Below are 23,525 nucleotides of genomic sequence, written 5' to 3'. Positions count from 1 at the left end.
TTCGGGACGTGTCGTGCGTCCCGGGCGCTCCGCATCCGACCTCACAAGGAGACTGCATGCTGCACATCCTCGGCAAGATCCCGTCCATCAACGTTCGCAAGGTGCTGTGGCTGTGCACCGAGCTGAATCTGCCGTTCGAACAGGAAGACTGGGGCGCGGGCTTTCGCACGACCAACGATCCGGCGTATCTCGCGCTGAATCCGAACGGTCTCGTGCCCGTCATCAAGGACGACGATTTCGTGCTCTGGGAATCGAACACGATCATCCGCTATCTCGCGAACCGCTATGGCGGCGACGCGCTGTATCCGGCCGAGCCGCAGGCGCGCGCGCGGGTCGATCAATGGATCGACTGGCAGGGTGCCGACCTGAACCGCTCGTGGGTGGGCGCGTTCCTCGGCCTCGTGCGGAAATCGCCCGATCACCAGGATCCGGCCGGCATCGCGCAGTCGATCGCGGGCTGGACGAAGCACATGCAGGTGCTGAACGCGCAGCTCGAAGCGACCGGCGCGTACGTGGCCGGCAACAGCTTCACGCTCGCGGACATTCCGATCGGCCTGTCGGTGAACCGCTGGTTCGGCACGCCGTTCGAGCACCCGGATTTCCCGGCGGTATCGCGCTATATCGAGCGTCTCACGACGCGCGAAGGTTTCCAGAAATACGCGGGCAGCGCGAACCCGTGATGTCTCGCAGCTAGTGCGCGGCGCGGCGGCGTGGCAATCGCCGCCGCGTCCGCGTCATGAACGGCATGCGAAGGCCCGCGGGCCCATTGTCATGCGCCGGGCGCCGGCACCGCGTCAAGCACGCGCGCGAGGAACGCCTCGTGATTCCACGCGGATTCCGGCCGCGACAGCCCGAGCCGCACGACCACCAGTTGCCGGCTCGGCACCACGCTCACGAACTGGCCTTCATGGCCGACCGCATGGAACGCGTCGGCCGGCATCGCGACCGCATGTGGATCGCGATCGTTGAACGGCTCCGGCACCTTGACCCACAGCTGCGCGCCGTACTCCTGTCGCTCGGACTGCGGCGTCGCGCGCGTCAGGTAGCGCACCCAGCCTTCCGGCAGCAGCCGGTGCCCGTCCCATACGCCGTCTTGCAGCAGCAACTGCCCGAAGCGCGCCCAGTCGCGTGCGCTCGCATACATGTACGACGGACTGACGAGCGTGCCGGATGCATCGGGCTCGAACACCGCGCTGCGCATCCCGAGCGGCGCGAACAGCGCGCGGCGCGGAAACGCGAGGTAGTCGTCCTCGCTGCCGCCTAATGCTTCGCGCATCACGCGCGCGATGATCGCGCTCGTGCCGCTCGAGTAGGACCACCGCGTGCCGGGTGTCGCCGCGAGCGGCTTTGCCGACGCAAACCGCGCGGTATCGGGCTGCTCGTACAGCATCAACGCGACGTCGGACAGCGCGTCGTCGTAGTTCTCGTTGAATTGCAGGCCGCTCGTCATCCGCAGCAGCTCGTCGAGCGTGATGGCCGCGCGCGGATCGCCGCTGTCGCGCCATTCGGGCAGCAGGGCCGACGCGTTCGCCGACAGCTTGTGCTGGGCGACGAGCACGCCGACCAGCGCGGCCGTCACGGTCTTCGTCATCGACCAGCCGAGCAGCGGCGTGTCGGCCGTGAAGCCGGGCGCATAGCGTTCGGCGATCACCTGGCCGCGCCACATCACGACGACCGCGCGCGTGCGTCGCGGCCGCGCCGGATCGGGTTCGTCGAATGCGCGGTCGAGCGCAGCCTGCAGCTTCCGCGCGTCGATGCCGGCCGGCGGCGTGGCCGGTGCCGGCTGCGCGGGCGGCGGATCGGGGAGCGGCGGCAGCGCGGCCGGCAACGCGCCGGGCGACGGCCCGATCGCGAGCGTGCAGCCGAGCCCGGGCCGAAAGTCGGCTTCGCGTTCGGCGAAGCCGGCGAAGGTCGCCGTCGCGCGATGACGGTCGGGATCGATCGAAGGGCGCACCAGCTTCAGCAGCGGATGCACGCCGGCCATGATGTCGACGTCGATCACGGACGCGGCCGGGCGGCCCGACACGTAGACGCCGGAACACAGCGCCTTCGCCGCATAGCCGGTCGCGATCGGCGCGAGCCGGGACAGCATGATGCCCGTGTAGCCGACCGCGGCGACGGCGGCGAGCGCGACGCCGCACAGGATCAGCTTCTTGAAGGAGATCGTCATGCGCAAGCGTCCTCGGTGGTATGCCGGCAGGCAGCGATCCGGCAGTGTCGCAGGTTCGGGCGATGCGTGGCAATCGCGGCGGCGTGACGCGCGATGGCGACCGTGCGGCGGCCGGTGCGTGACGCGTCATGCATTCCGCGTCCCGCGCAACGATTCGGCCGCCGTCGCACGGCGAACGAGTTGGCATCGGTCCCGCCGTCGGCCGATAATCGTGCGGCATCGCTTGCCCACTCTCCCAATCCAACCGTTATCGGAAAACGCCATGTCCTACGACAACAACAACCCGTTCGCCAAAATCCTGCGCGGCGAACTGCCGTGCGTGAAAGTCGCGGAAGACGACGCGACCCTCGCGATCATGGATCTGATGCCGCAGGCCGACGGCCACGTGCTCGTGATCCCGAAGGAGCCGGCCGCGCAGATCTTCGAGTTGTCCGGCGACGCAGCCGCGGCCGGCATTCGCATGACGCAGCGCGTCGCGGCGGCGGTGCGCGCGGCGCTCGAGCCGGACGGCGTGTTCATCGGCCAGTTCAACGGCGCGGCAGCCGGCCAGACGGTGCCGCACGTGCACTTCCACGTGATCCCGCGCTGGGAAGGCGCCGAGCTGCGGATGCATGCGCGCGAGATCGCCGATGCGGCGACGCTCGAAGCGCTTGCGCAGCGCATTCGCGCGCGCTTCGTGTAACGCGTCGATTGCACGTGGCGACGGCGCGGCCTGGCGCACCGGCCAGCCGCCGCGCCATCGCCTGTTTCAGCGGTCATGCGAGGTAACACGTGTAACCGCCGGCGAAACTCGGCCCGGCCAACCCGGCGCTAGACTCGGCGCATTGCATCATCGAGCGACAGGAAGGGCGGATCGCCTCTTCGTGCCGGCAGCCGCCCCTCGCGGCGGCCAGGCTTTCGCGAGGTGCCATTCGTCTTTCGCGCCGGGAATCGAGCCATGACCAGACTTCTCATCACGCTTGCCCTGATCGGCGGCCTGTCCGGCTGCTACGTCGCGCCGCCGTACGGCTACGCGCCCGCGCCCGCCTACTACGGCTATGCGCCGGCGTATTACGCGCCGCCCGTCAGCGTCGGGATCGGCGGCAACTTCCGCATCCGCTGATCCGGCACCGGGCGTCGGCGCGCGCCGCATCGGTCAGCGCCAACGTGTGGCGCCGGAGATTCGCGCGGATTCGCGTATCGCATGACGGCGATGCGCTGCACGGCGTGCGCGCGGTTCCTATACTTCACAGGAAAGTGCATTCCGCATTCCGGTGAGGCAGCCATGACAGTCAGCCGCAAGGTCGCCGCCCTGTCGGGCATCTCCACGCTCGTCTATCTCGGGCTCGCGGTGCTCGGCAGCGGCGGGTTCGCGGCCTTCTTCTCGCATCCGCCGCTGGCCGTCGTCGTCGTTGCGACGCTCGCGATGGCCGTCGTCGCGCTGTTCACCGAAGGCAACCTGAGCAGCGGCGAGCGCGAGAACCGCGACAACCGCTGGGTGCTCGCGGCGTTCGGGATCAGCGGATTACTGCTGGCGTACCTGCCTGCCCTGACCGACCGGCTCGACTTCTGGACCTTCGGCGGCGATGCGGTGCGCTGGATCGGTGTCGCGCTGTACGTCGCGGGCGGCGTGCTGCGCATCTGGCCCGTATTCGTGCTCGGCAAGCGCTTCAGCGGGCTCGTCGCGATCCAGCCGGGCCATACGCTCGTGACCGACGGCATCTACCGCCGCATCCGCAATCCGAGCTATCTCGGCCTGCTCGTCAATTCGGTCGGCTGGGCGCTGGCGTTTCGCTCGGGCGTCGGCGTGCTGCTCGTCGTGCTGACAATGGCGCCGCTCGTCGCGCGCATCCGGTCCGAGGAGGCGCTGCTGCGTGCGCAATTCGGCGCCGAATACGACGCGTATTGCGCGCGGACCTGGCGTTTGCTGCCCGGCGTGTACTGACTCCCTTCCTTTCTTCCCCGCCGTCGTTTCGGGCTTCACGATTCGTTCCCGATGTGTTGCCACGTGTGTCGCAAACGTGCGACGCCGCACATGGACGGCCTGTCGTCCAGCCGCGCCGGATCCTCCGCGGAGCCAATGCCGGCGCGGGTTTGCGGGCATTCCGGTGCGTGCGTTCAACGTCGTCTATTCGTAAACAACTTGTTACCAGAATGTCCGCGGCAAGGATGTGGGACCGGTGCTATTCTTCGCCGCAAGCTCATTGAAATGAATTGGTCCGCGGTTCGGCACAATGCCTGACCCGACGTCGATCGATTCAGATCGTCGTACCGAGCAGACCTTCAATAACCAGATTGCGAACAAGGAAGAATACGGGAATGTGGAAGAAAATCGCCCCCGCTCTCGTCGTCGCCGCGTTGACCGGCGCGACTGCACTGCCGGCCATGGCAGGTGACATGAACAACGCGCTTGGCGGCGCGCTCGGCGGGGTAGCCGGCGCAGCGGTCGGCGGTGCGCTCGGCGGCAGCACGGGCTCGGTGATCGGCGGCGCCATCGGCGGCGGCGCGGGTGGCGCGGTGACGTCGAACCGTCGCGAGCGCACCGGCGCGATCATCGGCGGCGCCCTCGGCGGCGGCGCAGGTACCGCGGCGGGCAACGCGATGGGCGGCCGCACGGGCGGCCTGCTGGGTGCGGCCGTCGGCGGCGGCGCCGGCGCGGCGCTCGGCGGCCACATGTCGCGCAGCTCGTACGAACGCGACCACGGCGATCGCGGCTATCGCCACCGCAAGCACCGTCACCACCGCGACTGGGACTGATTGCCGCTGGCGCGGCTCGGTGCGCGCATGGCGCACCGGCGCGCCGACGGCGTCGGCACCCGACGCGAGATTCGGCCCGGCGGCCTGCCGGGCCGCCATCGCCGGCCAGACCGGCGAATACATTCCGGCCGCTTTGGCCGCAGCCTGATACCCGGTCGACGGGCTGGCAAATTTCCCTCCTCGCTGCGTCTCCCCGTTTCCCGACTACATCGACTCTCGCGACTGAATGCGTCCGGGCAGTGTCGATACCATTCGCGTTTCGTTCGATGCCCGTTGGCCCGCTCCGGCCTGACGACGGGACATGATTGGCGCGGTGCAGCGTGCTGCCGTGCGCACGTCGTCGCACGCCAATCTGCGTAACCAGATGTATCGCGACCCGCGTGCGCAACCGGAATGGCTGCGGTCATTCGCCTGCGCCTCTTGCATCCCGGCGAACGTGCGCGTTGCCCCGCCCGTCAGGATTTCCCCGATACCCAGGCCGTCGCGCCACGCTTCTTCACCGCGTATCACGGGTGCCGGCGGGTAGTGGGAAATCGAATGGAATCCATCGCAACATTTAATTGGTCGATCGCGAACGACTTCGCTATCGTCGGCGATGCTCGCGTATGGCATCGCACCGTGCCGCTGGCCGCGCCTCGCCGTATGATCGCGAGCGCCACGGCCCGGTCGCCGGCCCCACAAGCACGGGCCGCCGCGTCCGAAGAACCGGACGAACCCGTCGCGAAGCCTGGCCGACCGAACGAGGGCGCATGCGCCTTCAAGCCAGCCCGGCAACGACGTCCCGCCGCCGCATGCGTGCCCCCGCGCGCCTGCCGCCCGATGTCGTTGGTGCCCGGGGCCGGACCAACCCATTGCCTGGATGCACTATGTCTAAGACAACGTATTACGCGCCGCATGGCGGCCACCCGCCGCAGACCGATCTGCTGACCGATCGCGCGATGTTCACCGAGGCGTACGCGGTGATCCCGAAGGGTGTGATGCGCGACATCGTCACGAGCTGGCTGCCGTTCTGGACGAACACGCGCCTGTGGGTGATCGCCCGCCCGCTGTCGGGGTTCGCCGAAACCTTCTCGCAGTACATCGTCGAAGTGAACCCGGGCGGCGGCAGCGACAAGCCCGAGCAGGACAAGAACGCCGAAGCCGTGCTGTTCGTCGTCGAAGGTGAAGCCGAACTGACGCTGCAGGGCACGAAGCACGTGCTGAAGCCGGGCGGCTACGCGTTCATTCCGCCGGGTGCGGACTGGACGCTGCACAACGTCAGCGATGCCGCGGTGCGTTTCCACTGGGTGCGCAAGCACTACCAGGCGGTCGACGGTATCCCGCTGCCGGAAGCCTTCGTGACCAACGAGCAGGACGTCGAGCCGATCCCGATGCCGGGCACCAACGGTGCATGGGTGACGACGCGCTTCGTCGACATGAGCGACATGCGCCACGACATGCACGTGAACATCGTGACGTTCGAGCCGGGCGGCGTGATTCCGTTCGCCGAAACGCATGTGATGGAGCACGGGTTGTATGTGCTCGAAGGCAAGGCCGTGTATCGACTGAACCAGGACTGGGTCGAAGTCGAAGCGGGTGACTTCATGTGGCTGCGCGCGTTCTGCCCGCAGGCGTGCTATTCGGGTGGGCCTGGGCGCTTCCGTTACCTGCTGTACAAGGACGTAAACCGTCACATGAACCTGTTGCTGAACCCGGCGCGTTAAGCGTCGAGCAGGCAGCTGGATGTGAAAGCCCGCCGGGGGGATGCCGGCGGGATTTTTTTTGGAATATTCGTGGGTGGATGGGGATGTTGCTTGCGGGCCCGAAGCGGCCACGCGTCGATCTCCAAAGCGGTCGGTTAGCGTGCGCTCGCCTGACAAATACCACTGTCGACGTGGCGAAGTACGCCGATCCAAACTCCGTTGGCACCGAGCGGTTGACGGGACCGAACACTGGGCTTGACGCGTCGCAAGCTTGCTGCCAGCGCGTGCGTTGCGCTGGCCGGCGGTCGCATCGAGGATCCGGTTCACGGCCTCTACCGGATGCGAAATGAGCACGAGGTGACTTGCCGTGACCTCGACTGTCTTCGCGTGCATGCGGCTTGCCATGAAGCGCATAGGGTCCGAATTGGTGGTGTGACCTTCTTTCGACGCGATGTGTCAGCTTTGATCAGCCCATCGATGTCGAATCAATATCAAGCCACTATAATTCGCAGTACATATCTATTAATGTATTCACACGGCAACGGAAGCGTCGCTTCTTACCCCTTCTCTAGATTTTCACCGAACGGGTAGCCTGCGGTTTCCTGCGAAGATAAAGCGTTTGAGCGATCAGCCCCAGAACGAGCGCGACGAGGAGCGCGGCTTGGGCACCGAGAAGCAGTGGTGACTTCGGATCGCTGATCAGCGGATGTCCGTCGGGCACACGCTTCAGCGTTTCGGTCACCGTGGGAACCATCAGCACGAATGTTGTCAACGTCAGGCAGAAGGTTTCCACGTAGATACCGGCTCGACCGGGCAGAGGCAGATACGCAACGCCATATCCAGCCAGTAACAGCACGACGGCTCCGACTCCGATGATGTAGCTGACACCTTGATGCGCTATGGCGAACACGGTCAGAGAACCAATCAACATGGTAACGAAGTACACCCGCCCGGCAACTGACCGTGGAACGATCCTGCCGTAGCGCGCGAACATGTACACGGCCATGGGTATCGCGGGTAGACTGCCGAGAGTGTGTATCCAGCCGAGCGGCGAAATTCCAAACATGGTTTCAATCCTTGTCTTGCGTGATTTCGTTGGTGGTCGACGCTTACTTTAGGCTCACGAAACCCGAATTGACATGACTGAACCTGGGAAAAACTTGACCATTTTTCCGGATCGGGCGCTTGCTGGTCTGGCTAACGGTGATCTCCTGTCTCAGGTTCTTGCGCGTATGCGCATGACAGGCGACCGCGTCTTTTCGTCGATGCTGCAGCCATTCGCGCAATTGGACATGTCGGCGCGGGCGGCGCACGCGTATGCAGTCATGGAAGGCGTGGTGCAAATTTCCGGCAATCAGGCAGACACTTCCGAGATTCGGTCCGGCGAACTGCTCTTGTTGCCGCGCGGACCTGACGGCCTGCGCATTTCCGCCCTGGACCAACCGGCGAATGTGGTCGTCTGCCACTTCTGGTTTGATCCGGCGAGCCAGCCGGATCTGCTTCTGACGTTACCCGTCATGATCCACCTTCGCCAGGCGGAGACATGCGACTGGCTGCCGAACATCATGCAGTTTCTTCTGCATGAGGCGGACAATGACGAGGCGGGATCCGCCTTGATGGTCTCCCGCATGATCGATCTCGTGGTGGTGCGTGCGTTGCGTGCCTGGGTTCATCATGGTCATGCATCGAACTGGTTAGGCGGATTGGCGGATAAGCGTATTGCCCGCGCGTTGAAGGCCATCCATGAGCAGTCGCCACGTGGTTTGACGATCGATGGTCTCGCTGCCGTCGCGGGCATGTCCCGCTCCAACTTTTGCGAACGTTTCAATGCGCTTGTTGGCAAGTCTCCGTTGCGTTACCGCAATGAATGGCGCTTGAGCGTCGCGCGGGACATGCTGGCGAAAGGTGACGCACGCGTGGGCGAGGTTGGAAGGTCGGTTGGTTACGAGTCGAAGGCCGCTTTCAGTCGTGCCTACAAGGCCTACTTCGGCCACGCACCTCGAGAAGCGAAGCCATCCATCGCGCCCGCTGAATGACGGCGCTGCCCGCGACGCCATGCGGTCGCTTCGCTTCGTCGAGCTGTCAGCAAAAAGATTTCGCTATCGCCTCATTTTCATGCCGCTACGGTCATTGCGAGACTCTCGGCGATCGGAACGACGGGCTCATCAGCCAGCTGTAGCGCTACTCGATCCTCCGTCCTGATCCCCTTGAAAGTGCCGATCCCCGATACGCGGATTGCCACCCATCCAGGATTCGTTGTCGAGTGTCGCAAACCGGCCGAGCGCCGTCGCTCTTCCCCCGCGTTCCACGGAAATTCGCGACGAACTTGTTTTCACGGGCGGCGCGTCCTGCTACAGGCCGAGCGCAGTCGCCGCGAGCGCAGCGACCTGCAACCGCGTATCGGGTAGCAGCCCGTCCTCGATCAACCACACCGCCGACAAACCCGACCACGCGAGAATCCACTGCAGTAGCCGGCGGCGGTCTAACGCCGCCGCATCGGCCACGAGCGTAATACGCCGCTCGAAGCGCACGGGATCGACCGCAATATCGTGCGAGGGATTGCAGAACAGGTTCGCATAGTCGAACACGCGCTCGCCGCGCAGCCCTTTCGGATCGATCGCGAGCCAGCCGCGTTCGCCGAAATGGAGGATGTTGCCGTGATGGATGTCGCCGTGCAGGACAACTTCGTCGATGGGCGGCCCGGCCAGCAACTGGCGTGCGGCCGTTGCAGAGCGACGAAGCACGTCGTTGCCTGAAGCGTCCGACAACAGCGCATGGAACCCGTCGTGCAGCGGCATGACCGAAGGCGGCTCGGATGCACGATGCGCATGCAGCCGCGCGACGACATCACACGCAATGCGCATCGCATCATCGTCGTGCCCCGATGCCGAATAACCGGCCAGCGTGGGCGCCGGCTGCGCCCGTTCGAGCAGGACAGCATCGCCGTCGTGCCGCCACACCTGCGCGGCGCCTTGCCCGTTCCACCAGGTCATCAGCGCATTGCCACGACGTTCTTCATCACACGTAGCGACCTTCAGCATCGCGGGCCGGCCCTGCCAGACGACAGGCAGCAGGCCGCCGCTCGCGGTCAGGATCGGGCCGCCGTCGGGAACGAGGCCCCACAGGGCAAGGTATCGATCGAACATCACGCGATGCTACAGCCGAACCGGATCGCGCGCAGCGCGGTTCGCCTGACGATGTGTCACACGGTCGCAGATGCGACGTGAACGGTCCTGCTGCACTTTCCTAAATAAAATTTAGCCAGCCAAACTTTGGCTAAAGAATGTTCCGGTTTCGCGCCATCCCTTCGACAATGCGCGCCTTTCGTGACCAGTCGTTGCCTCTCGCGCACCGGCCGTCACAGCATCGAAGAAGGAGCCCGGCATGACCGACCACACCGCATCCCCGCCGCCGCCCGCGCCGCCGCCACACCGTCGCCGCGTGTGGCGCACGCTCGCGGGCGCGCTGCTCGGCCTGACGCTCGGATGCGCGGGCATCGGCGCCTGGACGATCCAGCGCATCTGGACGCAGTTGCCGTCCGTCGAGCACCTCGCCGTCTATCGTCCCGCGCTGCCGCTGCGGATCTTTTCGCGCGACGGCGACCTGCTGGCCGAATACGGCGTCGAGCGGCGCGAGTTCGTGCCGCTCGAACGCATCCCGCCGCTGATGCGGCAGGCGCTGCTCGCGGCCGAGGACGCGAAGTTCTACCAGCACGGCGCGGTCGATTTCGGTGGCCTCGCGCGCGCGACGTTCGCGAACGTCGTGACGGGGCAGCCGGGGCAGGGCGGCAGCACGATCACGATGCAGGTCGCGCGCAACTTCTACCTGACGCGCGACAAGGTGCTGAGCCGCAAGCTCGCCGAGATCCTGATGGCGGCCAAGCTCGAACGCGAATACAGCAAGGACAAGCTGCTCGAGCTGTACATGAACGAGATCTACCTGGGCGAGCGTGCGTACGGTTTCGCGGCCGCGGCGAACGTGTATTTCGGCAAGCCGCTCGACGCGCTGAGCGCGGGCGAGGCGGCGGTGCTCGCGGGGCTGCCGAAGGCGCCGTCCGCGTTCAACCCGGTCGTCAATCCGGCGCGCGCGACCGCGCGACGCAACTACGTGCTCGGCCGCATGCATGCGCTCGGCCAGCTCGACGACGCGACGTATCGCGCGGCCGTCGACGCGCCGATCGCGCTGGCGACCACGCCGCCGCCGGGGATCATCGCCGCGCCGTACGTCGCCGAGCGCGCGCGCCGGATGATGGTCGAGCGTTTTCACGACGACGCCTACACGCTCGGCCTCGACGTGACGACGACGATCTCGATGCGCGACCAGCGCGCGGCCGAAGCGTCGCTCGAGCGTACGCTGAGCCGCCAGCCGCGCCCGAAGCGCGATGCGCGCAACGGGCTCGAAGGGGCACTCGTGTCGCTCGACGCGGCCACGGGCGACATGCTCGCGCTCGTCGGCGGCGCGGATTTCAACCGCAACGTGTTCGACCATGCGCTGCAGGCGTATCGCCAGCCGGGCTCGAGCTTCAAGCCGTTCGTCTATTCGGCGGCGCTGGAAAAGGGCTACTTCCCGGGCGTGCTCGTCGACGATACGCAGCGCACGCTCACGCATGAGGAAACCGGCGCGCGGCCGTGGCGCCCGCGCAATTTCGCCAACCACTACGAGGGCTTCATTCCGGTGCGGCGCGGGCTCATGCGCTCGAAGAACCTCGTTGCGGTCAGCCTGATGCAGGCCACCGATGCGCGCTACGTGCAGCAACACGCGGTGCGCTTCGGTTTCGACGCGCAGCGCAATCCGGCGTCGCTGCCGCTCGCGCTTGGCGCGGGCGCCGTGACGCCGCTCGAACTGGCGAGCGCGTACAGCGTGTTCGCGAACGGCGGCACGCGGATGGAGCCGCGCCTGATCCTGTCGGTGAAGCAGCGTCATGGCGGCGCGATGTACGAGGCGACGGCGCCGGCAGGCGAGCGCGTCGTATCGGCGCGCAACGCGTTCGTGATGGACAGCATGCTGCGCGACGTCGTGAAGGCGGGCACCGCGCGCGGCGCGCTGGCGCTGCGCCGCGACGACGCGGCAGGCAAGACGGGCACGTCGAACGGCTCGAAGGACGTCTGGTTCGCCGGCTACTCGTCGGGCATCGTCGCGGTCGCGTGGCTCGGCTACGACACGCCGCGCCCGATGGGGCGTGCGACCGGCGCATCGCTCGCGCTGCCGGTCTGGCTCGACTACATGAAGACGGCCGTCGACGGGCGTACGCCGGTCGAGGCAACCCCACCGCAGGACGTCGCGCTCGTCGATGGCGACTTCGTCTACGCCGAATACACGCGCGGCACGTGCACGGCCGACGTGCCGTCGTACATCCGCAGCCGCTTCGCGTGCGGCGGGGCGGCGGCGGCCGATACGTCCGACGCGCCGGGCAACAACGGCAAGCCTGCCGAGCCGATGCCTGCCGCGGTCGATGCGGCCGAGCGCGAACGTGTGCTCGACCTGTTCCGGACCGATGACTGACGCGCACCATGCATACGCTTTATCTGATTGCAATCGTCGCGGAAGCGATGTCGGGGGCGCTGATGGGCATGCGCCGCGGGATGGATCGCTTCGGGCTCGCGCTCGTCGGCGCGGTGACGGCGCTCGGCGGCGGCACCGTGCGCGACGTGCTGCTCGGCCACTATCCGCTCGGCTGGATCGCGCATCCCGAGTACCTGGTGATCACGCTCGTCGCGGCGACCGTCGCGTCGTGGGTCGCACGGCATGTCGCGCGAATGAAGACGCTGTTCGTCACCGTCGACGCGATCGGCCTCGCGGCGTTCACGATCATCGGCTGCGACATCGGCGCGTCGACGGGCACCGCGCCGATCATCGTCGTGCTGGCCGGCGCGATCACCGGCGCGTGCGGCGGGATGCTGCGCGATCTGCTGTGCAACGAGATGCCGCTGATCCTGCGCGAGGAGCTGTACGCGAGCGTCGCGTTCGTGACGGGTGCGCTGTATGTCGGGATGCAGCACCTTGGCATCGATGCCGGGGTCGCGACGGTGGTCGCGCTCGTGGCGGGCTTCACGATGCGGATGCTCGCCGTGCGGCTCGGCTGGAAGATGCGGACGTTCGGCGCGGCGGACGTCGGGCATTGAGCGGGAGCGCGTGCCGCCCGCTCCGCGCGCGGGCATGGATCGAGCCGGCCATGGCGCTGCGGTGAACGCCCAGGCCGGAGCGAACGTCAGTCTGCCTGCATTACCTGGAAGACGTTGCCTTCCGGATCGATGCCGTCGTACATCGTGTACGCGAATCCGTCATAGCGCTTGAGATCGCGCACCGTCACGCCGTTGCCGGCCAGCCGCTCGCGATGCGCGCCGATGTCCTGGCCGATCGAGAACACCAGCTTCACGTGACTGGCTTGCGCACGCGCTTCCGCATCGGCAGGTGCCGCGTGGCGGAACGCCGGGCCAGCGAGATGCAGCGCGAGCTCGATGGCCCCTGCGTCGAGCACGACCCACTCGTTTTCGATTTCCTCGACGACGGGCAGATCGAAATATCGTTGGTAAAACGTCTTGAGCGACGCGACGTCCTGGACGTACAGGATGATGCGGGTCATCGGAAGCGGCACGTGAGTCTCCTTGAAGGGATGCGCGAAGCGCGAATGATGTGTTGTGAAAGTCGTTGCTGTCGATCATGCATGACATCGCGCGGCGCAACACTCACGCGACACGCGACACGTGCCCGCGCTACGCGGGCACCATTACCGGCGGCGCACCGTCGCCGTTCTCCACCATCTTCACCGCGAATCCGTAGCACCGCGCGATATGCGCCGGCGTCATCACGTCGCGCGGCGTGCCGTGCGCGACGATCGTGCCGTCGGCGAGCATCGCGATCGTATCCGCGTGCCGCGCGGCGAGGTTCGGATCGTGCACGATCGCGAGCACGCCGAGCTGCCATTCGCGTGCAACGGCGCGTACGGTTTCGAGCAGGCGGTGCTGATGCGAGAGATCGAGCGCGGCGGTCGGTTCGTCGAGCAGCAGGTAGCGCGGGCCGCTTTCCGTCGCTTCGTCGTCCGGCCACAGCTGCGCGAGCACACGGGCGAACTGCACGCGCGCGAGTTCGCCGCCCGACAACGTCGTGACATCGCGGCCGACGAGGGCATCGGCGCCTGCGCGTTCGAGCGCGTACCACGCGATGTCGCGATCGCGACGTGACGTTGCACCGCTGCGCCGTGCATGCGGATAACGGCCGAGCAGCACGATTTCGTCGACGCTGAACGGAAACGCGGGCTGCGCGGCCTGCGGCAGCACCGCGCGCAGGCACGCAAGTCGCGGCGCGTCGATGCGCGCGAGCGACTCGCCGTTCAGCGTGATGTCACCGGTCACGCGCACGCCGTTCGGCGCGGCGCCGCCGGTGAGTTCGCCGGCAAAGGTCTTCAGCAGCGTACTCTTGCCCGCGCCGTTGCGGCCGAGCAGCGCGGTTACGCGGCCGGGTTCGATCGACAGCGACAGGTCGCGCAGGATCGCGTTGTGCCGACGGGCGACGTCGAGGTGATGGGCGCTCAGCATGGTCGTCGTGAGAAAAGGGTTAGCCGCCGAGCGCGCCGCGGCTCTTCCACAGCAGCGCCAGAAAGAACGGTGCGCCGAGCAGTGCGGTCAGCACGCAAAGCGGAATTTCCGCAGGCGCGGCAACCGTGCGCGCGGCGAGATCGGCGGCGAGCGTCAGCAGCGCGCCGAGCAGCGCGGCGCCGGGCAGCACGATGCGTTGGTCGGGGCCGCACGCGAGCCGCACGCAATGCGGCGCGACGAGCCCGATGAAGCCGATGATGCCCGCGCACGACACCAGCGCGCCGACCGCCAGCGCGACCGCGACGAGCACGCGCCGCTTCAGCCGCTGCACGGGCACGCCGAGGTGCAGCGCCTCGGTTTCGCCGAGTTGCAATGCGTTCAGCGCGTCGCGTTCGCGCGCGAGCAGCAGGCAGCCGATCGCGACGCACGGCGCGACGGCCGCCAGCGCGGGCCATTGCGCGCCGCCGAGGCTGCCGAGGCTCCAGAAGGTCAGCGAGCGCAATTGCGCGTCATCGGCGACGAACGTGAGGAGTCCGATCGCCGCGCCGGCCAGCGCGTTGATCGCGATGCCGGCGAGCAGCAGCAGCGGCAGCGCGAGCCGGCCGCGCGATGCGGCGAGCCGGTAGACGAGCGCCGCGACCGCGAGCGCGCCCGCGAACGCGGCAACGGGCAACGCGGCCGCGTTCACGTGAGCGGCAAGGAGTGCAGGGCCGAGCACGATCATCGTCGTTGCGCCGAGCGCGGCGCCGCTCGACACGCCGACGAGCCCCGGATCGGCGAGCGGATTGCGGAACAGCGCCTGCATCGCGGCGCCGGTCGCGCCGAAGCCGCCGCCGACCAGCAACGCGAGCGCGACGCGCGGCGCGCGGATGTCGAACAGCACCGCGCGCGCCTGCTGCGCGGCCGCATCGCCGGTCAGCGCGGCCCAGGCTTGCGCGAGCGGAATGCGATACGCGCCGACGCACAGGGCGACGACGGACATCGCGCACACGAGGCAGGCGAGCGCAACCAGCGCGAACGGCGCGCAGCGGCGCGACGTGCCGAGGTGCGCGGCGCCGGAGCGCGACACGGGCGACGAGGCGGGGAAAGGCGAAGCGTGAGCGGGCATCGGGGCAGTCCGGAATCAGGCGAGCGCATCCGACAGGCGTCGGTGCAGGGTCGTGACGGCGAGCGGCAGGCGGGGGCCGAAGCCGAGCAGGAACAGCGCGTCGAGCGATACCACGCGTTGCGCGCGGCCGGCCGGCGTCGCGCCGAAGCCGGGCGTCGCGAGCAGCGCGGCGCGGCCGCCGACGGCCGCGAGCCCTTCGTCGGAGATCAGCACGACGTCGGGCGCGGCGGCTGCCAGCGCCTCGGTCGTCAGCGGCTTGTAGTGCTCGAAGCCCTGCATCGCATTGCGTGCGCCCGCGTAGCGGATCATCGCGTCGGCGGCCGTACGCTGGCCGGCGGCGAGCGCCTGGTTGCCGGTGTGGTTCAGCACGAACAGCACACGCGGCGGCTGCGCGCCGCCGGGCGCACGGGCAGCGACCGCATCGCGCGCGGCCTGCCAGTCGCGGTCGAAACGCTGCAGCAGCGCGGCACCCGCGCCACGCACGTCGAGCGCATGCGCGACGCCCGTGATCTTCGCGCGCACCGAGTCGACGTCGTGGCGTTCGTCGAACGTGGTCACCGCGACGCCGGCGCTTTTCACCTGCGCGATCGCGGTGGGCGGGCCGGCTTCCGCCGACGCGAGCACGAGATCGGGCCGCAGCGACAGCAGCCCCTCGGCCGACAGCGCGCGCTGGTAGCCGACCTTCGGCAGCCGCTTTGCGGCGTCGGGGTACGTGCAGGTCGTGTCGGCGCCGACGAGCCGGTAGCGCGGCGTCTCGGCGCCGCCGAGCGCGAACGCGGTTTCCGCGAGTGCGCCGCCGATCACGACCACGCGTTTCGGCGCGGCCTGCGCACCCTGGGCGAGCACGCTGCCGGACAGCGCGCCCGCGAGCGCGCCGGCCGCCGCGCTCGCCAGCACCGCGCGGCGGCGCGGATCGAACGGTCGCGCGCTCACCGCGCGCCTCCGCGTGCCGCGGCCGGCAGCGTCGCGACGAGCGCGCGCCAGTCGTCGCGTTCCACCTTGCCGGGTTTGCGTTCGCCGAACAGCAGCGCGACGTGGTCGCCCTGCCGGTCGAACAGCTCGAGCGACGTGACGATGCCGTCGCTCGTCGGCTTCTTCACGACCCACGCGGCGGCGATCAGGTCCTCGCGCACGTGCAGGTTGAAGCCCGGGTCGAGCACGTTGATCCATGCGCCGACCTCGCGCACGTTCGCGACGGGGCCGGTATGGATCTGGATCATTCCCGCGTTGCCGACGAATACCATGATCGGCTGGCCGCTCTGCGCCGCGTGCCGGAGCACGTGACGCAGCGCATGCGCGGTTTCGACCGGATACGCGTATTGCGGATCGGCGAGGCGCAGCGCCTGCATGCGGCTCACGCCGAAGCGCTGCGTGACGCCGAAGAACTGGTGCGTGTCGGTCATCGCGTCCCACGCGGCGCGAAAGCCCGCGACGTCGATCTCGGTGTCGGCGCGCTCGGGTGTTTTCGGCGCAGCGGGTGCGACCTCGAGGCCCGGCTCCTGCGACGGCGCACGCCAGCGCTCGACGAACGCGTCGTACGCGGCGTGGTCGCTGTGCGCGCGCAGGTAGACCTTGTGGATCGCATGGCCCTGCGCGTCGAAGAACTGCAGGCTCTTCAGCGGGCCGTGCGCGGTTTCGTCGCGCACGGCGAACGCCGACACCCAGTGGCGATAGAAGATGCGCAGGTCGATATCGCCGAGCGCGAGGCCGACGGGGCCGTCATGGCTCATCTGCGCATATTCGCCATCCTTTTCGTGGACGGCCGTGTCGTTGCGCGTGAGCGCCATCACGCGGCCGAGGCGCGGCATTTCCTCGAACATCGCCGGAAAACGCGCGTCGAGCCGCACGACGTGCTCGCCGACGAACGCGGCGAGCGCCTCGCCTTCGCTGACGCCGAGCGCCTGCGCGACGTCGCGGTTGCGCAGCTGGCGCTCGGTCTTGAGCTTGACGAACGCGTCGCGCAGCGCGGCGGCCGCGCGGGCCGGCGTGGCCGGTTGACCGGGAAGGGCGGATTGCATCATGTCGGACTCCTTCAAGTAACGGTTGGGGTGGCAGCGCGGGCGGCGCGCATCAGAAATCCACTTTCATGCTGACGGCGACCGTGCGTCCGGACGACGTATACGCATCGAGCACCTGCGAATCGGCCGCGATGCCGCGCACGTCCGACCAGTTCCAGTATTTGCGGTCGAACAGGTTGCGGATGCCGATCGTCGCGCTCACGTGCTTGTTGAAGCGGTAGCCGCCGCGCAGGTCGACGACGAACGACGACGGCGGCGCGAAGCACGCCTTGTTCGAGCAGTCGGACTTGTCGATGTCCTTGTCGCGTTTCGCGGCCTGGAACAGCAGGTCGGTCTGCACGTACCAGCGCTCGGTCGGCTCGTAGCGCACGCCGAACACGGCCGAGAACGGGTTGACGGTGTTGAGCGGCTGGCTGGCCGCGCCGTCGTTCTGCGTCGAGCCCTTCGTGAACGCCATCGCCGTCTTCAGCGTGACGCCGTTCGGCATCACCCATTCGGCGCGGCCTTCGAGGCCGTGAATGCGCGCGTCGGCGAAGTTCACGTACTGGAACACGGACGGATCGGTTGGCCGGCCGCTGCCGGCGATCGTCGTGCGCGAGATGAAGTTGCGGTAGCGGCCGGTGAACGCGGCGGCGCTGTAGCGCACGACGCCGTAGCCGGTGCCGGCCTTGCCGCGCAGGCCGGCTTCGAACGTATCGCTCGTCTCGGGTTTCAGGTTCGGATTGCCGATCGACGTGTAGCCGTGCACCGGGTTCGAGAAGCTGCTGTTCACCTGGTCGGGCGTCGGTGCGCGGAAGCCGTGCGCGTACTGCACGTACGGAATGACCGCGGGCGTGATCTCGTAGAGCACGGCGACGCGCGGCGACAGTTCGTTCGCGCTCGTCGACACGGCCTTGCCGGTGAACAGCGGATCGTTCCCGGTCGGGCTCAGCCGGTACGTGTCGAAGCGCAGGCCCGGCGTGACGAGCAGGCGGCCGTAGCCGATCTGGTCCTGGACGAACGCGCCGAACAGCGTGTAGTCGGTGTCGGGGAACGCCTTGTTCGGGAACGCTTCGCCGACGCCCGGCACCGTGCCGTCGCGCAGGTTCGTCACGCGCGACACGCTGCCGTCGACGCCATACAGCAGCTTGTGCGCGAACGGGCCGGTCGCGAAGCCGCTTTCGGCGAACGCGGAGCCGCCGAACGTGCGCTCCTTGTACTGGTTGTCGCGCGAACGCGATGCTGCCCTGCCGCGCGTCTCGAACGCGTACTGGTCCTGCTTCGCGTCCTGATAGTAGAACTGCACGTGCGCGGTCTGGAACCAGCGGAACGCATCGTCGTGGAAGTCGTAGTCGACGCTGAAGCGGTTGCGCTCGAGCCGGTCGTAGGTCGTGAGGCCGAGCGTGGTCGGCGGGCTGATCGCCGACAGCACGTCGGTGCTCACGCGGCGCTGCACCGTTTCGGCGGTGAACTTGATCGTGTCGCGCGCGGTGGGCGTCAGCACGAGCTTGCCGAGCAGCGATTCCGAATAGACGTCCTGCGGGTTCGACGTGGTGCGCAACGTGCTCGCCGAATTGTTGCTGCCGCGCGTGTCGACTTCGTGGCCACGCCGGCCGTCGGCGATGATCATCCCCTGCACGCGATCGTTGCCGCCCGCGGCCGATACGGTCGCGCCGACGCTGCGATCGGCCGAGTCGTAGCTCGGCCGGAACGAGAAGTAATAGGGCTTGTTGTAGATCGACAGCAGGTCGCGCGGATCCTTCGTGATGAAGTTCACCGCGCCGGTCAGGCCGTCGCTGCCGTAGAGCGCCGAGGCCGGCCCGCGCAGGATCTCGATGCGCTTGAGCGTGTCGAGATCGGCGTAGTCGCCGCGCCCGGCTTCGAGCGGCCCGAACGAAAACGCGTTCGGCAGGCGGATGCCGTCTTCCATCAGCAGCACGCGATTGCCTTCGAGGCCGCGGATGTTGATGCTCGAATCGCCGTCGCGGCCGCCGCCGAGCGCGGCGCTGCCGGGCCGGTACGCGGTGCGGCGCACGGTGATGCCCGGCTCGTAGCGCAATGCGTCCTTGATGTTGGTGGCTTGCTGTTCTTCCAGGTTCTCGTCGGTGATCACCGAGACGGACGCCGCCGTGCGGCTCGCGGCCGTGGCGGTACGGTTGGCCGTGACGGTCACGGGGTCGAGCAGCGCCGCATCGCCGCGCGTGGATGCGGCGACGAGAATGGCGGAAGGCGGGGTGGCGCCTTGCGGCGTCGAATCGGCGTGAGCCGAGGCGGCGGACAGGCCGAACGCGCCGAACAGCGCGGCACAGATCGGCCGCCGCGCCAGCGTATAGCAATGCACAGGTGGTCTCCCATTGACGATGACAAGCCCGGAGGCTGGCTGGGTGACGCGTTCACCTGGCTGGCCCGCCCGCGCACGGAAGGCGGCGAGCGGCGAATTGAAAGGAAACTGATAACTTTACGAGTGTAAATGAGAATTATTATCAATACAAGGACGAAAAGGCGGCGCGCGTGGGTGAGCGCTCACCTGCGCGATCGGGGCGCTCGGCGACGGGAAGTTCGGAAAAAAGCGCCGGCGTGTCAGGCCAGCGCTTCGATGCGGATCAGCAGGTTGCGCGCATGCGTGATGAACGCGTCATGCGTCGCGCGATCGCCGTGGCCTTCGAGGCCGGCCTGCTCGGCGAACGCGATCTGTTCGGTGTAGAGCTCGACGAGCGCACGGCGTGTGTCAGGGGGAAGCGCGCGGATCATCGACACGATCAGCAGTTCCTGCGCGCGAAGCGTGCCGGACAGCGTCTGGACGTTCATGCTGGCCTCCATCGGACGATGCGGCGGCGAGCCGCTCTTTCCATACTAGGCGGTCGGCGTACGCAGCGCAGGCGCGGTGTTGGCGAGGCGGTGGGCAGGACGCGATTCGACGGGCAATCGACGGCGCCGTTGCGGGACGCGAAACGCGCCGTGCACGGCCGGGCACCGCGCATCGAAGCGTGCAGGGGAGGGCGAACGGAATCAGCCGGCCGTCGTTGCGGCCTGCGCATCGCGCACGACCTGCGCGACGCGTTCAACGAACTCGACGTCGACGCTCGACAACGCTTCGCGCTTGCCGTCGGGCATCTCCACCATCAGGCGGTACGTGACGTCCTGCGTGGTCCACGCCAGATAGCCGACGACGGCGAGCATCACGCCGACGACGAGCGCGGCGCTCGATCCGGCGATGCCGCCTGCGACGGCGGCGGCCACGCCGATCAGCGAGATCAGCGACGGCACGAGGCGGTTCTTCGGAATCTTGACGACATCGACCTGGCGAATGTCACGCAGTGCGAATACCTGGCCGGCGGCCGACAGGCCGTTGCGCGTGATCATCACGCCACGTTCGTTGAATGCGTTTTCCATCGTGTGTTGCGTGGACGAAAACGCGCAGCGTAGCAGGTTTCGTTGCAGCATCAAACGAGACCGACTGCCGCACGATTCGTGCGGCGTGGCCGACATGCGGGAAGCGGGGGGAACGCGAAGGCGTTCAGAACTGCAGGCGGCCGTCGCCGTAAAGCCGGCCCGGCACGTGCGAGGCGACGACTTCGGCGATCTCTTCATCGGTCGATTCGGCCGGCACGATCTGGCGCCGCGCGGGCGCGTCGAGATGCATCGTCCATTCGACGAGCCGGTACGGCCGGCCCCACGGGCGCTGCATTTCGACCGACACGCGGCAGCTCTGGACCGGCAGCGAGTGTTGGCACGTCAGAATCGCGTGCAGATGGCTGAAAACGGTATCTTCGATCATCATGGCCTCCGATCCTGTCTTGTGGGCAATCGATGGCGGCGCCGTCGGCGGTTCAAAAAAAAAGCCGCCGATGCTCAGGCGGCCAACAGGGGGGGTGAGAGCATCCTCTCAGCCCAGAATTAAGCGAAACTTAAAAGCACATAAAAAAGCGCCCCGCGTGGAGCGGGGCGCTTCTTGCCGTCGTGATCCGCGAGTTAAGCGGATGCTTTAGAACTTGTGACGGATACCGATACGTGCGGCGATCTGGTTCTTCGAACCCGTGCCCGACGTATTGAAGTAGCTCGTGCTCGAGCCGATCTGCGCCTGCACGCCCTTGCCCGATGCCTGCTGGTACACGACCAGGCCGTACACGTCCGTACGCTTGCTGAGTGCGTAGTCGGCGATACCGTTGACCTGGTTCCAGTGCCACGAGTTGCCGTTCTGCGTCGCGTTCGTGTACGTGTAGCCGAGGCCGCCCGACAGAGCCGGCGTGAATGCGTACTTCGCGCCTGCTTCATACGCGTTGTAGAACGTGCCGCCCGCGCCCGAAACGGTCGAGAACTGCGTACGCGTCCACAGCAGCCATGCCGTTGCCGGGCCCCAGACGTAGCGGCCGCCGACGCCATACGTGCGCAGGTCGCGGACGTTGCCCGTGCTCAGGTTCGCGATCGTCGTCGAGAAGGCCGGCGTCGACTGGCTCGGGAAACGGATGTCCGTGTAGGCTGCGCCGACCGACAGCGGGCCGTTCGCGTAGTTCAGGCCGAAGCTGTATGCGCGCGACGAGCCAGCCGTCGTCGTCGTGCCCGACGTCGTGGCCGGTGCGCCCGCGAAGTTGGTCGAGTTCGAGAAACCATACAACGCGCCGAACGTGAAGCCCGAGTAGTTCGCGCTCTGGAACTTCACGGCGTTGTTGATGCGGCTCGACGTGAGCTGGTCGATGTCGTTCACGTGGTACGCGTAGTTACCCGCGACCGTGTTGCCGCCCGTCGAGTAGTTCGAGCCGAGGACGTCGGTCGAGAACGAGTACTGGCGGCCGAACGTGACCGTGCCGTATTGCGACTGGCTCAGGCCGACATAAGCCTGGCGACCGAAGATCGCGCCGCCTTGGCCGATCGTGCCGTTGCCGCTGTTGAAGCCGTTTTCGAGCACGAAGATCGCCTTCAGGCCGCCACCGAGGTCTTCGGTGCCGCGCAGGCCCCAACGGCTGCCTTGGGCAACGCCGTCGTCGTACTTGAACAGCTTGCCCGTGCCGCCGTTGGCGGTCTTGCTGTGGTTCACGTAGCTGATACCGGCATCGATGACGCCGTACAGGGTCACGCTGCTTTGTGCGTGCGCCGTGCCGGCCGTTGCTGCCAGGGCGGCGATGGTCAACAGTTTCTTGTTCAAAGGATTCTCCGAGCGAATAAATGGCGTGTCCAGTTGCGGTTCCGGCGCTCTCACTGGGCGCTTTCACGGACCGGCGGCAACTTTATCGAGGGGCCACGTAATGAATATGACAGCGACTGTCATATGAAGAATGTGTGGCGTCGATGCGACACTGAATTCTGCCCGGTTGCGCTATCGGGGGTTATACCGAATTCGGCTGAGAATCGATCAGGGGCGGGAATATGCACATGAAATAAGCTTGGTTGGCGGCGTTCCGGCCCCATGCCACGATCCGTGTTCCAACAAACGACACGGGACGAGAGGACACCATGCGACGTTCATTCCTGACCGGCCTCGGCGCACTCGCCGCGGCGCTGGCATTCGCGGCGCCCGGCGTGCACGCCGACCCGCAAACGCTGAAGATCGGCACGATGAGCGGCCCCGACGCGCAAATCTGGACCGAGGTGACGAAGGTCGCCGCGCGTGAAGGCCTCGCGATCAAGGTCATCGAGTTCAACGACTACGTGCAGCCGAACGCGGCGCTCGATTCCGGCGATCTGGACGCGAACGGTTTCCAGCACCAGCCGTTCCTCGACAGCCAGATCAAGCAGCGCGGCTACAAGATCGTCAACGTCGGGCTCACGTACACGGCGCCGATGGGCTTCTACTCGAAGAAGCTCAAGTCGCTGAAGGACTTGCCGGCGGGCGCGAAGGTCGGGATCCAGAACGATCCGTCGAACGGCAACCGCGCGCTGCTGCTGTTGCAGAAGTACGGCGTGATCAAGCTGAAGGCGGGCGCGGGCACCAACGGCGTGAACGCGACGCCGCTCGACGTCGCCGAGAACCCGAAGAAGATCAAGATCGTCGAACTCGACGCCGCGCAGCTGCCGCGCGCGCTGCCCGATCTCGATGCCGCGTCGATCAACACCGACTACGCGGTGAAGGCCGGGCTCACGCCGGTGAAGGATGCGATCGCGATCGAGGACCTGCGCGGGCCGTACGCGAACCTGATCGCGGTGCGTGCGCAGGACAAGGACAAGCCGTGGGTGAAGAAACTCGTCGCGGCCTATGAGTCGGACGATGTGCGCAAGTTTATCGACCGGAAGTTCGGTGGCGCGATCGTGCCGGCGTTCTGAGCGCTCAGGTGTGCCGCCGCCCGGCCGGCTGGATCGCCT

23 protein-coding genes are annotated in these 23,525 nt (G+C 67.3%); 10 read left to right on the top strand and 13 right to left on the bottom strand.

Going from position 1 to position 23,525, the window contains the following annotated elements; genetic code table 11:
• Positions 1 to 56: 56 nt before the first annotated feature.
• Positions 57 to 680: a glutathione S-transferase gene (locus HWX36_RS13655; protein WP_175952619.1), complete on the top strand. Its 624-nt coding sequence runs from the start codon at positions 57 to 59 to the stop codon at positions 678 to 680.
• An 89-nt stretch (positions 681 to 769) separates the two neighbouring features.
• Here the strand turns inward: HWX36_RS13655 and HWX36_RS13650 are convergent, their stop codons facing one another.
• A complete protein-coding gene (locus HWX36_RS13650) occupies positions 770 to 2,170 on the bottom strand; it encodes a serine hydrolase (protein WP_175952618.1) in 1,401 nt (466 codons plus the stop codon).
• Between the two features lie 262 nt (positions 2,171 to 2,432).
• On the opposite strand from HWX36_RS13650, the gene HWX36_RS13645 reads away from it, so the two are divergent.
• The 5 genes from HWX36_RS13645 (at position 2,433) to HWX36_RS13625 (ending at position 6,609) form a co-directional block, all read left to right on the top strand.
• Positions 2,433 to 2,852, top strand: coding sequence for an HIT domain-containing protein (locus tag HWX36_RS13645; RefSeq protein WP_043181059.1), 420 nt, complete (start codon positions 2,433 to 2,435; stop codon positions 2,850 to 2,852).
• Positions 2,853 to 3,107: 255 nt separating this feature from the next.
• The gene (locus HWX36_RS13640; RefSeq protein ID WP_011353821.1) at positions 3,108 to 3,272 is read left to right on the top strand and encodes a hypothetical protein; all 165 of its coding nucleotides are present in this window, start codon (positions 3,108 to 3,110) and stop codon (positions 3,270 to 3,272) included.
• 162 nt (positions 3,273 to 3,434) lie between these two features.
• Positions 3,435 to 4,094: an isoprenylcysteine carboxylmethyltransferase family protein gene (locus HWX36_RS13635; RefSeq protein ID WP_175952617.1), complete on the top strand. Its 660-nt coding sequence runs from the start codon at positions 3,435 to 3,437 to the stop codon at positions 4,092 to 4,094.
• A gap of 374 nt (positions 4,095 to 4,468) precedes the next feature.
• The gene (locus tag HWX36_RS13630) at positions 4,469 to 4,906 is read left to right on the top strand and encodes a hypothetical protein (protein WP_175952616.1); all 438 of its coding nucleotides are present in this window, start codon (positions 4,469 to 4,471) and stop codon (positions 4,904 to 4,906) included.
• 866 nt (positions 4,907 to 5,772) lie between these two features.
• Positions 5,773 to 6,609, top strand: coding sequence for a bifunctional allantoicase/(S)-ureidoglycine aminohydrolase (locus HWX36_RS13625; protein ID WP_039349877.1), 837 nt, complete (start codon positions 5,773 to 5,775; stop codon positions 6,607 to 6,609).
• A 547-nt stretch (positions 6,610 to 7,156) separates the two neighbouring features.
• Here the strand turns inward: HWX36_RS13625 and HWX36_RS13620 are convergent.
• Positions 7,157 to 7,654 (bottom strand): hypothetical protein, encoded by a 498-nt coding sequence (locus HWX36_RS13620; RefSeq protein WP_175952615.1) that lies wholly within the window; start codon positions 7,652 to 7,654, stop codon positions 7,157 to 7,159.
• Between the two features lie 73 nt (positions 7,655 to 7,727).
• Here HWX36_RS13620 and HWX36_RS13615 point away from each other — a divergent pair, with 73 nt between their 5' ends.
• Entirely contained in the window at positions 7,728 to 8,624 is an 897-nt protein-coding gene (locus tag HWX36_RS13615) for an AraC family transcriptional regulator (RefSeq protein ID WP_175952614.1), read from the top strand.
• A gap of 315 nt (positions 8,625 to 8,939) precedes the next feature.
• Here the strand turns inward: HWX36_RS13615 and HWX36_RS13610 are convergent, their stop codons facing one another.
• Positions 8,940 to 9,734 (bottom strand): aminoglycoside phosphotransferase family protein, encoded by a 795-nt coding sequence (locus HWX36_RS13610; protein WP_175952613.1) that lies wholly within the window; start codon positions 9,732 to 9,734, stop codon positions 8,940 to 8,942.
• A gap of 238 nt (positions 9,735 to 9,972) precedes the next feature.
• Here HWX36_RS13610 and HWX36_RS13605 point away from each other — a divergent pair, with 238 nt between their 5' ends.
• Positions 9,973 to 12,090 (top strand): PBP1A family penicillin-binding protein, encoded by a 2,118-nt coding sequence (locus HWX36_RS13605; RefSeq protein WP_175952612.1) that lies wholly within the window; start codon positions 9,973 to 9,975, stop codon positions 12,088 to 12,090.
• 8 nt (positions 12,091 to 12,098) lie between these two features.
• Entirely contained in the window at positions 12,099 to 12,710 is a 612-nt protein-coding gene (locus HWX36_RS13600) for a trimeric intracellular cation channel family protein (protein ID WP_175952611.1), read from the top strand.
• An 86-nt stretch (positions 12,711 to 12,796) separates the two neighbouring features.
• Here HWX36_RS13600 and HWX36_RS13595 read toward each other — a convergent pair whose 3' ends face one another.
• The 10 genes from HWX36_RS13595 to HWX36_RS13550 all read right to left on the bottom strand — a co-directional run bounded on the left by HWX36_RS13595 (position 12,797) and on the right by HWX36_RS13550 (position 22,371).
• Positions 12,797 to 13,183: a VOC family protein gene (locus HWX36_RS13595; protein WP_175952610.1), complete on the bottom strand. Its 387-nt coding sequence runs from the start codon at positions 13,181 to 13,183 to the stop codon at positions 12,797 to 12,799.
• 118 nt (positions 13,184 to 13,301) lie between these two features.
• Positions 13,302 to 14,123: a heme ABC transporter ATP-binding protein gene (locus HWX36_RS13590; RefSeq protein WP_175952609.1), complete on the bottom strand. Its 822-nt coding sequence runs from the start codon at positions 14,121 to 14,123 to the stop codon at positions 13,302 to 13,304.
• Positions 14,124 to 14,142: 19 nt separating this feature from the next.
• Positions 14,143 to 15,231, bottom strand: coding sequence for an iron ABC transporter permease (locus HWX36_RS13585; RefSeq protein WP_175952608.1), 1,089 nt, complete (start codon positions 15,229 to 15,231; stop codon positions 14,143 to 14,145).
• A gap of 15 nt (positions 15,232 to 15,246) precedes the next feature.
• Positions 15,247 to 16,164, bottom strand: coding sequence for a helical backbone metal receptor (locus tag HWX36_RS13580; RefSeq protein WP_175952607.1), 918 nt, complete (start codon positions 16,162 to 16,164; stop codon positions 15,247 to 15,249).
• The gene (locus HWX36_RS13575; protein WP_175952606.1) at positions 16,161 to 17,252 is read right to left on the bottom strand and encodes a ChuX/HutX family heme-like substrate-binding protein; all 1,092 of its coding nucleotides are present in this window, start codon (positions 17,250 to 17,252) and stop codon (positions 16,161 to 16,163) included. Before HWX36_RS13575 ends, HWX36_RS13580 begins: the two co-directional genes overlap by 4 nt.
• 49 nt (positions 17,253 to 17,301) lie before the next feature.
• Complete coding sequence (locus HWX36_RS13570; protein WP_175952605.1) at positions 17,302 to 19,569, bottom strand: TonB-dependent hemoglobin/transferrin/lactoferrin family receptor; 2,268 nt, start codon at positions 19,567 to 19,569, stop codon at positions 17,302 to 17,304.
• Positions 19,570 to 19,808: 239 nt separating this feature from the next.
• The gene (locus tag HWX36_RS13565; RefSeq protein ID WP_175952604.1) at positions 19,809 to 20,036 is read right to left on the bottom strand and encodes a hypothetical protein; all 228 of its coding nucleotides are present in this window, start codon (positions 20,034 to 20,036) and stop codon (positions 19,809 to 19,811) included.
• Between the two features lie 201 nt (positions 20,037 to 20,237).
• The gene (locus tag HWX36_RS13560; protein ID WP_175952603.1) at positions 20,238 to 20,621 is read right to left on the bottom strand and encodes a DUF6232 family protein; all 384 of its coding nucleotides are present in this window, start codon (positions 20,619 to 20,621) and stop codon (positions 20,238 to 20,240) included.
• Positions 20,622 to 20,745: 124 nt separating this feature from the next.
• Positions 20,746 to 21,006, bottom strand: a complete 261-nt coding sequence (locus tag HWX36_RS13555; RefSeq protein ID WP_011548992.1) for a DUF2866 domain-containing protein — start codon at positions 21,004 to 21,006, stop codon at positions 20,746 to 20,748.
• 207 nt (positions 21,007 to 21,213) lie between these two features.
• The gene (locus HWX36_RS13550) at positions 21,214 to 22,371 is read right to left on the bottom strand and encodes a porin (RefSeq protein WP_175952602.1); all 1,158 of its coding nucleotides are present in this window, start codon (positions 22,369 to 22,371) and stop codon (positions 21,214 to 21,216) included.
• 308 nt (positions 22,372 to 22,679) lie between these two features.
• Here HWX36_RS13550 and HWX36_RS13545 point away from each other — a divergent pair, with 308 nt between their 5' ends.
• Complete coding sequence (locus HWX36_RS13545; protein ID WP_175952601.1) at positions 22,680 to 23,486, top strand: MetQ/NlpA family lipoprotein; 807 nt, start codon at positions 22,680 to 22,682, stop codon at positions 23,484 to 23,486.
• The last annotated feature ends 39 nt before the right edge of the window (positions 23,487 to 23,525 follow it).

The organism is Burkholderia sp. BCC0405 (assembly GCF_902833075.1).
Lineage (GTDB): Bacteria > Pseudomonadota > Gammaproteobacteria > Burkholderiales > Burkholderiaceae > Burkholderia.
This window is presented reverse-complemented; position numbering and strand designations above follow the sequence as displayed.

Coding starts and splice junctions, on each gene's coding strand:
- HWX36_RS13560 (WP_175952603.1), bottom strand. CDS start 20,621: ATGGAAAACGCATTCAACGAACGTGGCGTGATGATCACGCGCAACGGC.
- HWX36_RS13655 (WP_175952619.1), top strand. CDS start 57: ATGCTGCACATCCTCGGCAAGATCCCGTCCATCAACGTTCGCAAGGTG.
- HWX36_RS13620 (WP_175952615.1), bottom strand. CDS start 7,654: ATGTTTGGAATTTCGCCGCTCGGCTGGATACACACTCTCGGCAGTCTA.
- HWX36_RS13605 (WP_175952612.1), top strand. CDS start 9,973: ATGACCGACCACACCGCATCCCCGCCGCCGCCCGCGCCGCCGCCACAC.
- HWX36_RS13635 (WP_175952617.1), top strand. CDS start 3,435: ATGACAGTCAGCCGCAAGGTCGCCGCCCTGTCGGGCATCTCCACGCTC.
- HWX36_RS13630 (WP_175952616.1), top strand. CDS start 4,469: ATGTGGAAGAAAATCGCCCCCGCTCTCGTCGTCGCCGCGTTGACCGGC.
- HWX36_RS13590 (WP_175952609.1), bottom strand. CDS start 14,123: ATGCTGAGCGCCCATCACCTCGACGTCGCCCGTCGGCACAACGCGATC.
- HWX36_RS13650 (WP_175952618.1), bottom strand. CDS start 2,170: ATGACGATCTCCTTCAAGAAGCTGATCCTGTGCGGCGTCGCGCTCGCC.
- HWX36_RS13565 (WP_175952604.1), bottom strand. CDS start 20,036: ATGAACGTCCAGACGCTGTCCGGCACGCTTCGCGCGCAGGAACTGCTG.
- HWX36_RS13545 (WP_175952601.1), top strand. CDS start 22,680: ATGCGACGTTCATTCCTGACCGGCCTCGGCGCACTCGCCGCGGCGCTG.
- HWX36_RS13615 (WP_175952614.1), top strand. CDS start 7,728: ATGACTGAACCTGGGAAAAACTTGACCATTTTTCCGGATCGGGCGCTT.
- HWX36_RS13585 (WP_175952608.1), bottom strand. CDS start 15,231: ATGCCCGCTCACGCTTCGCCTTTCCCCGCCTCGTCGCCCGTGTCGCGC.
- HWX36_RS13645 (WP_043181059.1), top strand. CDS start 2,433: ATGTCCTACGACAACAACAACCCGTTCGCCAAAATCCTGCGCGGCGAA.
- HWX36_RS13555 (WP_011548992.1), bottom strand. CDS start 21,006: ATGATCGAAGATACCGTTTTCAGCCATCTGCACGCGATTCTGACGTGC.
- HWX36_RS13610 (WP_175952613.1), bottom strand. CDS start 9,734: ATGTTCGATCGATACCTTGCCCTGTGGGGCCTCGTTCCCGACGGCGGC.
- HWX36_RS13625 (WP_039349877.1), top strand. CDS start 5,773: ATGTCTAAGACAACGTATTACGCGCCGCATGGCGGCCACCCGCCGCAG.
- HWX36_RS13640 (WP_011353821.1), top strand. CDS start 3,108: ATGACCAGACTTCTCATCACGCTTGCCCTGATCGGCGGCCTGTCCGGC.
- HWX36_RS13600 (WP_175952611.1), top strand. CDS start 12,099: ATGCATACGCTTTATCTGATTGCAATCGTCGCGGAAGCGATGTCGGGG.
- HWX36_RS13575 (WP_175952606.1), bottom strand. CDS start 17,252: ATGATGCAATCCGCCCTTCCCGGTCAACCGGCCACGCCGGCCCGCGCG.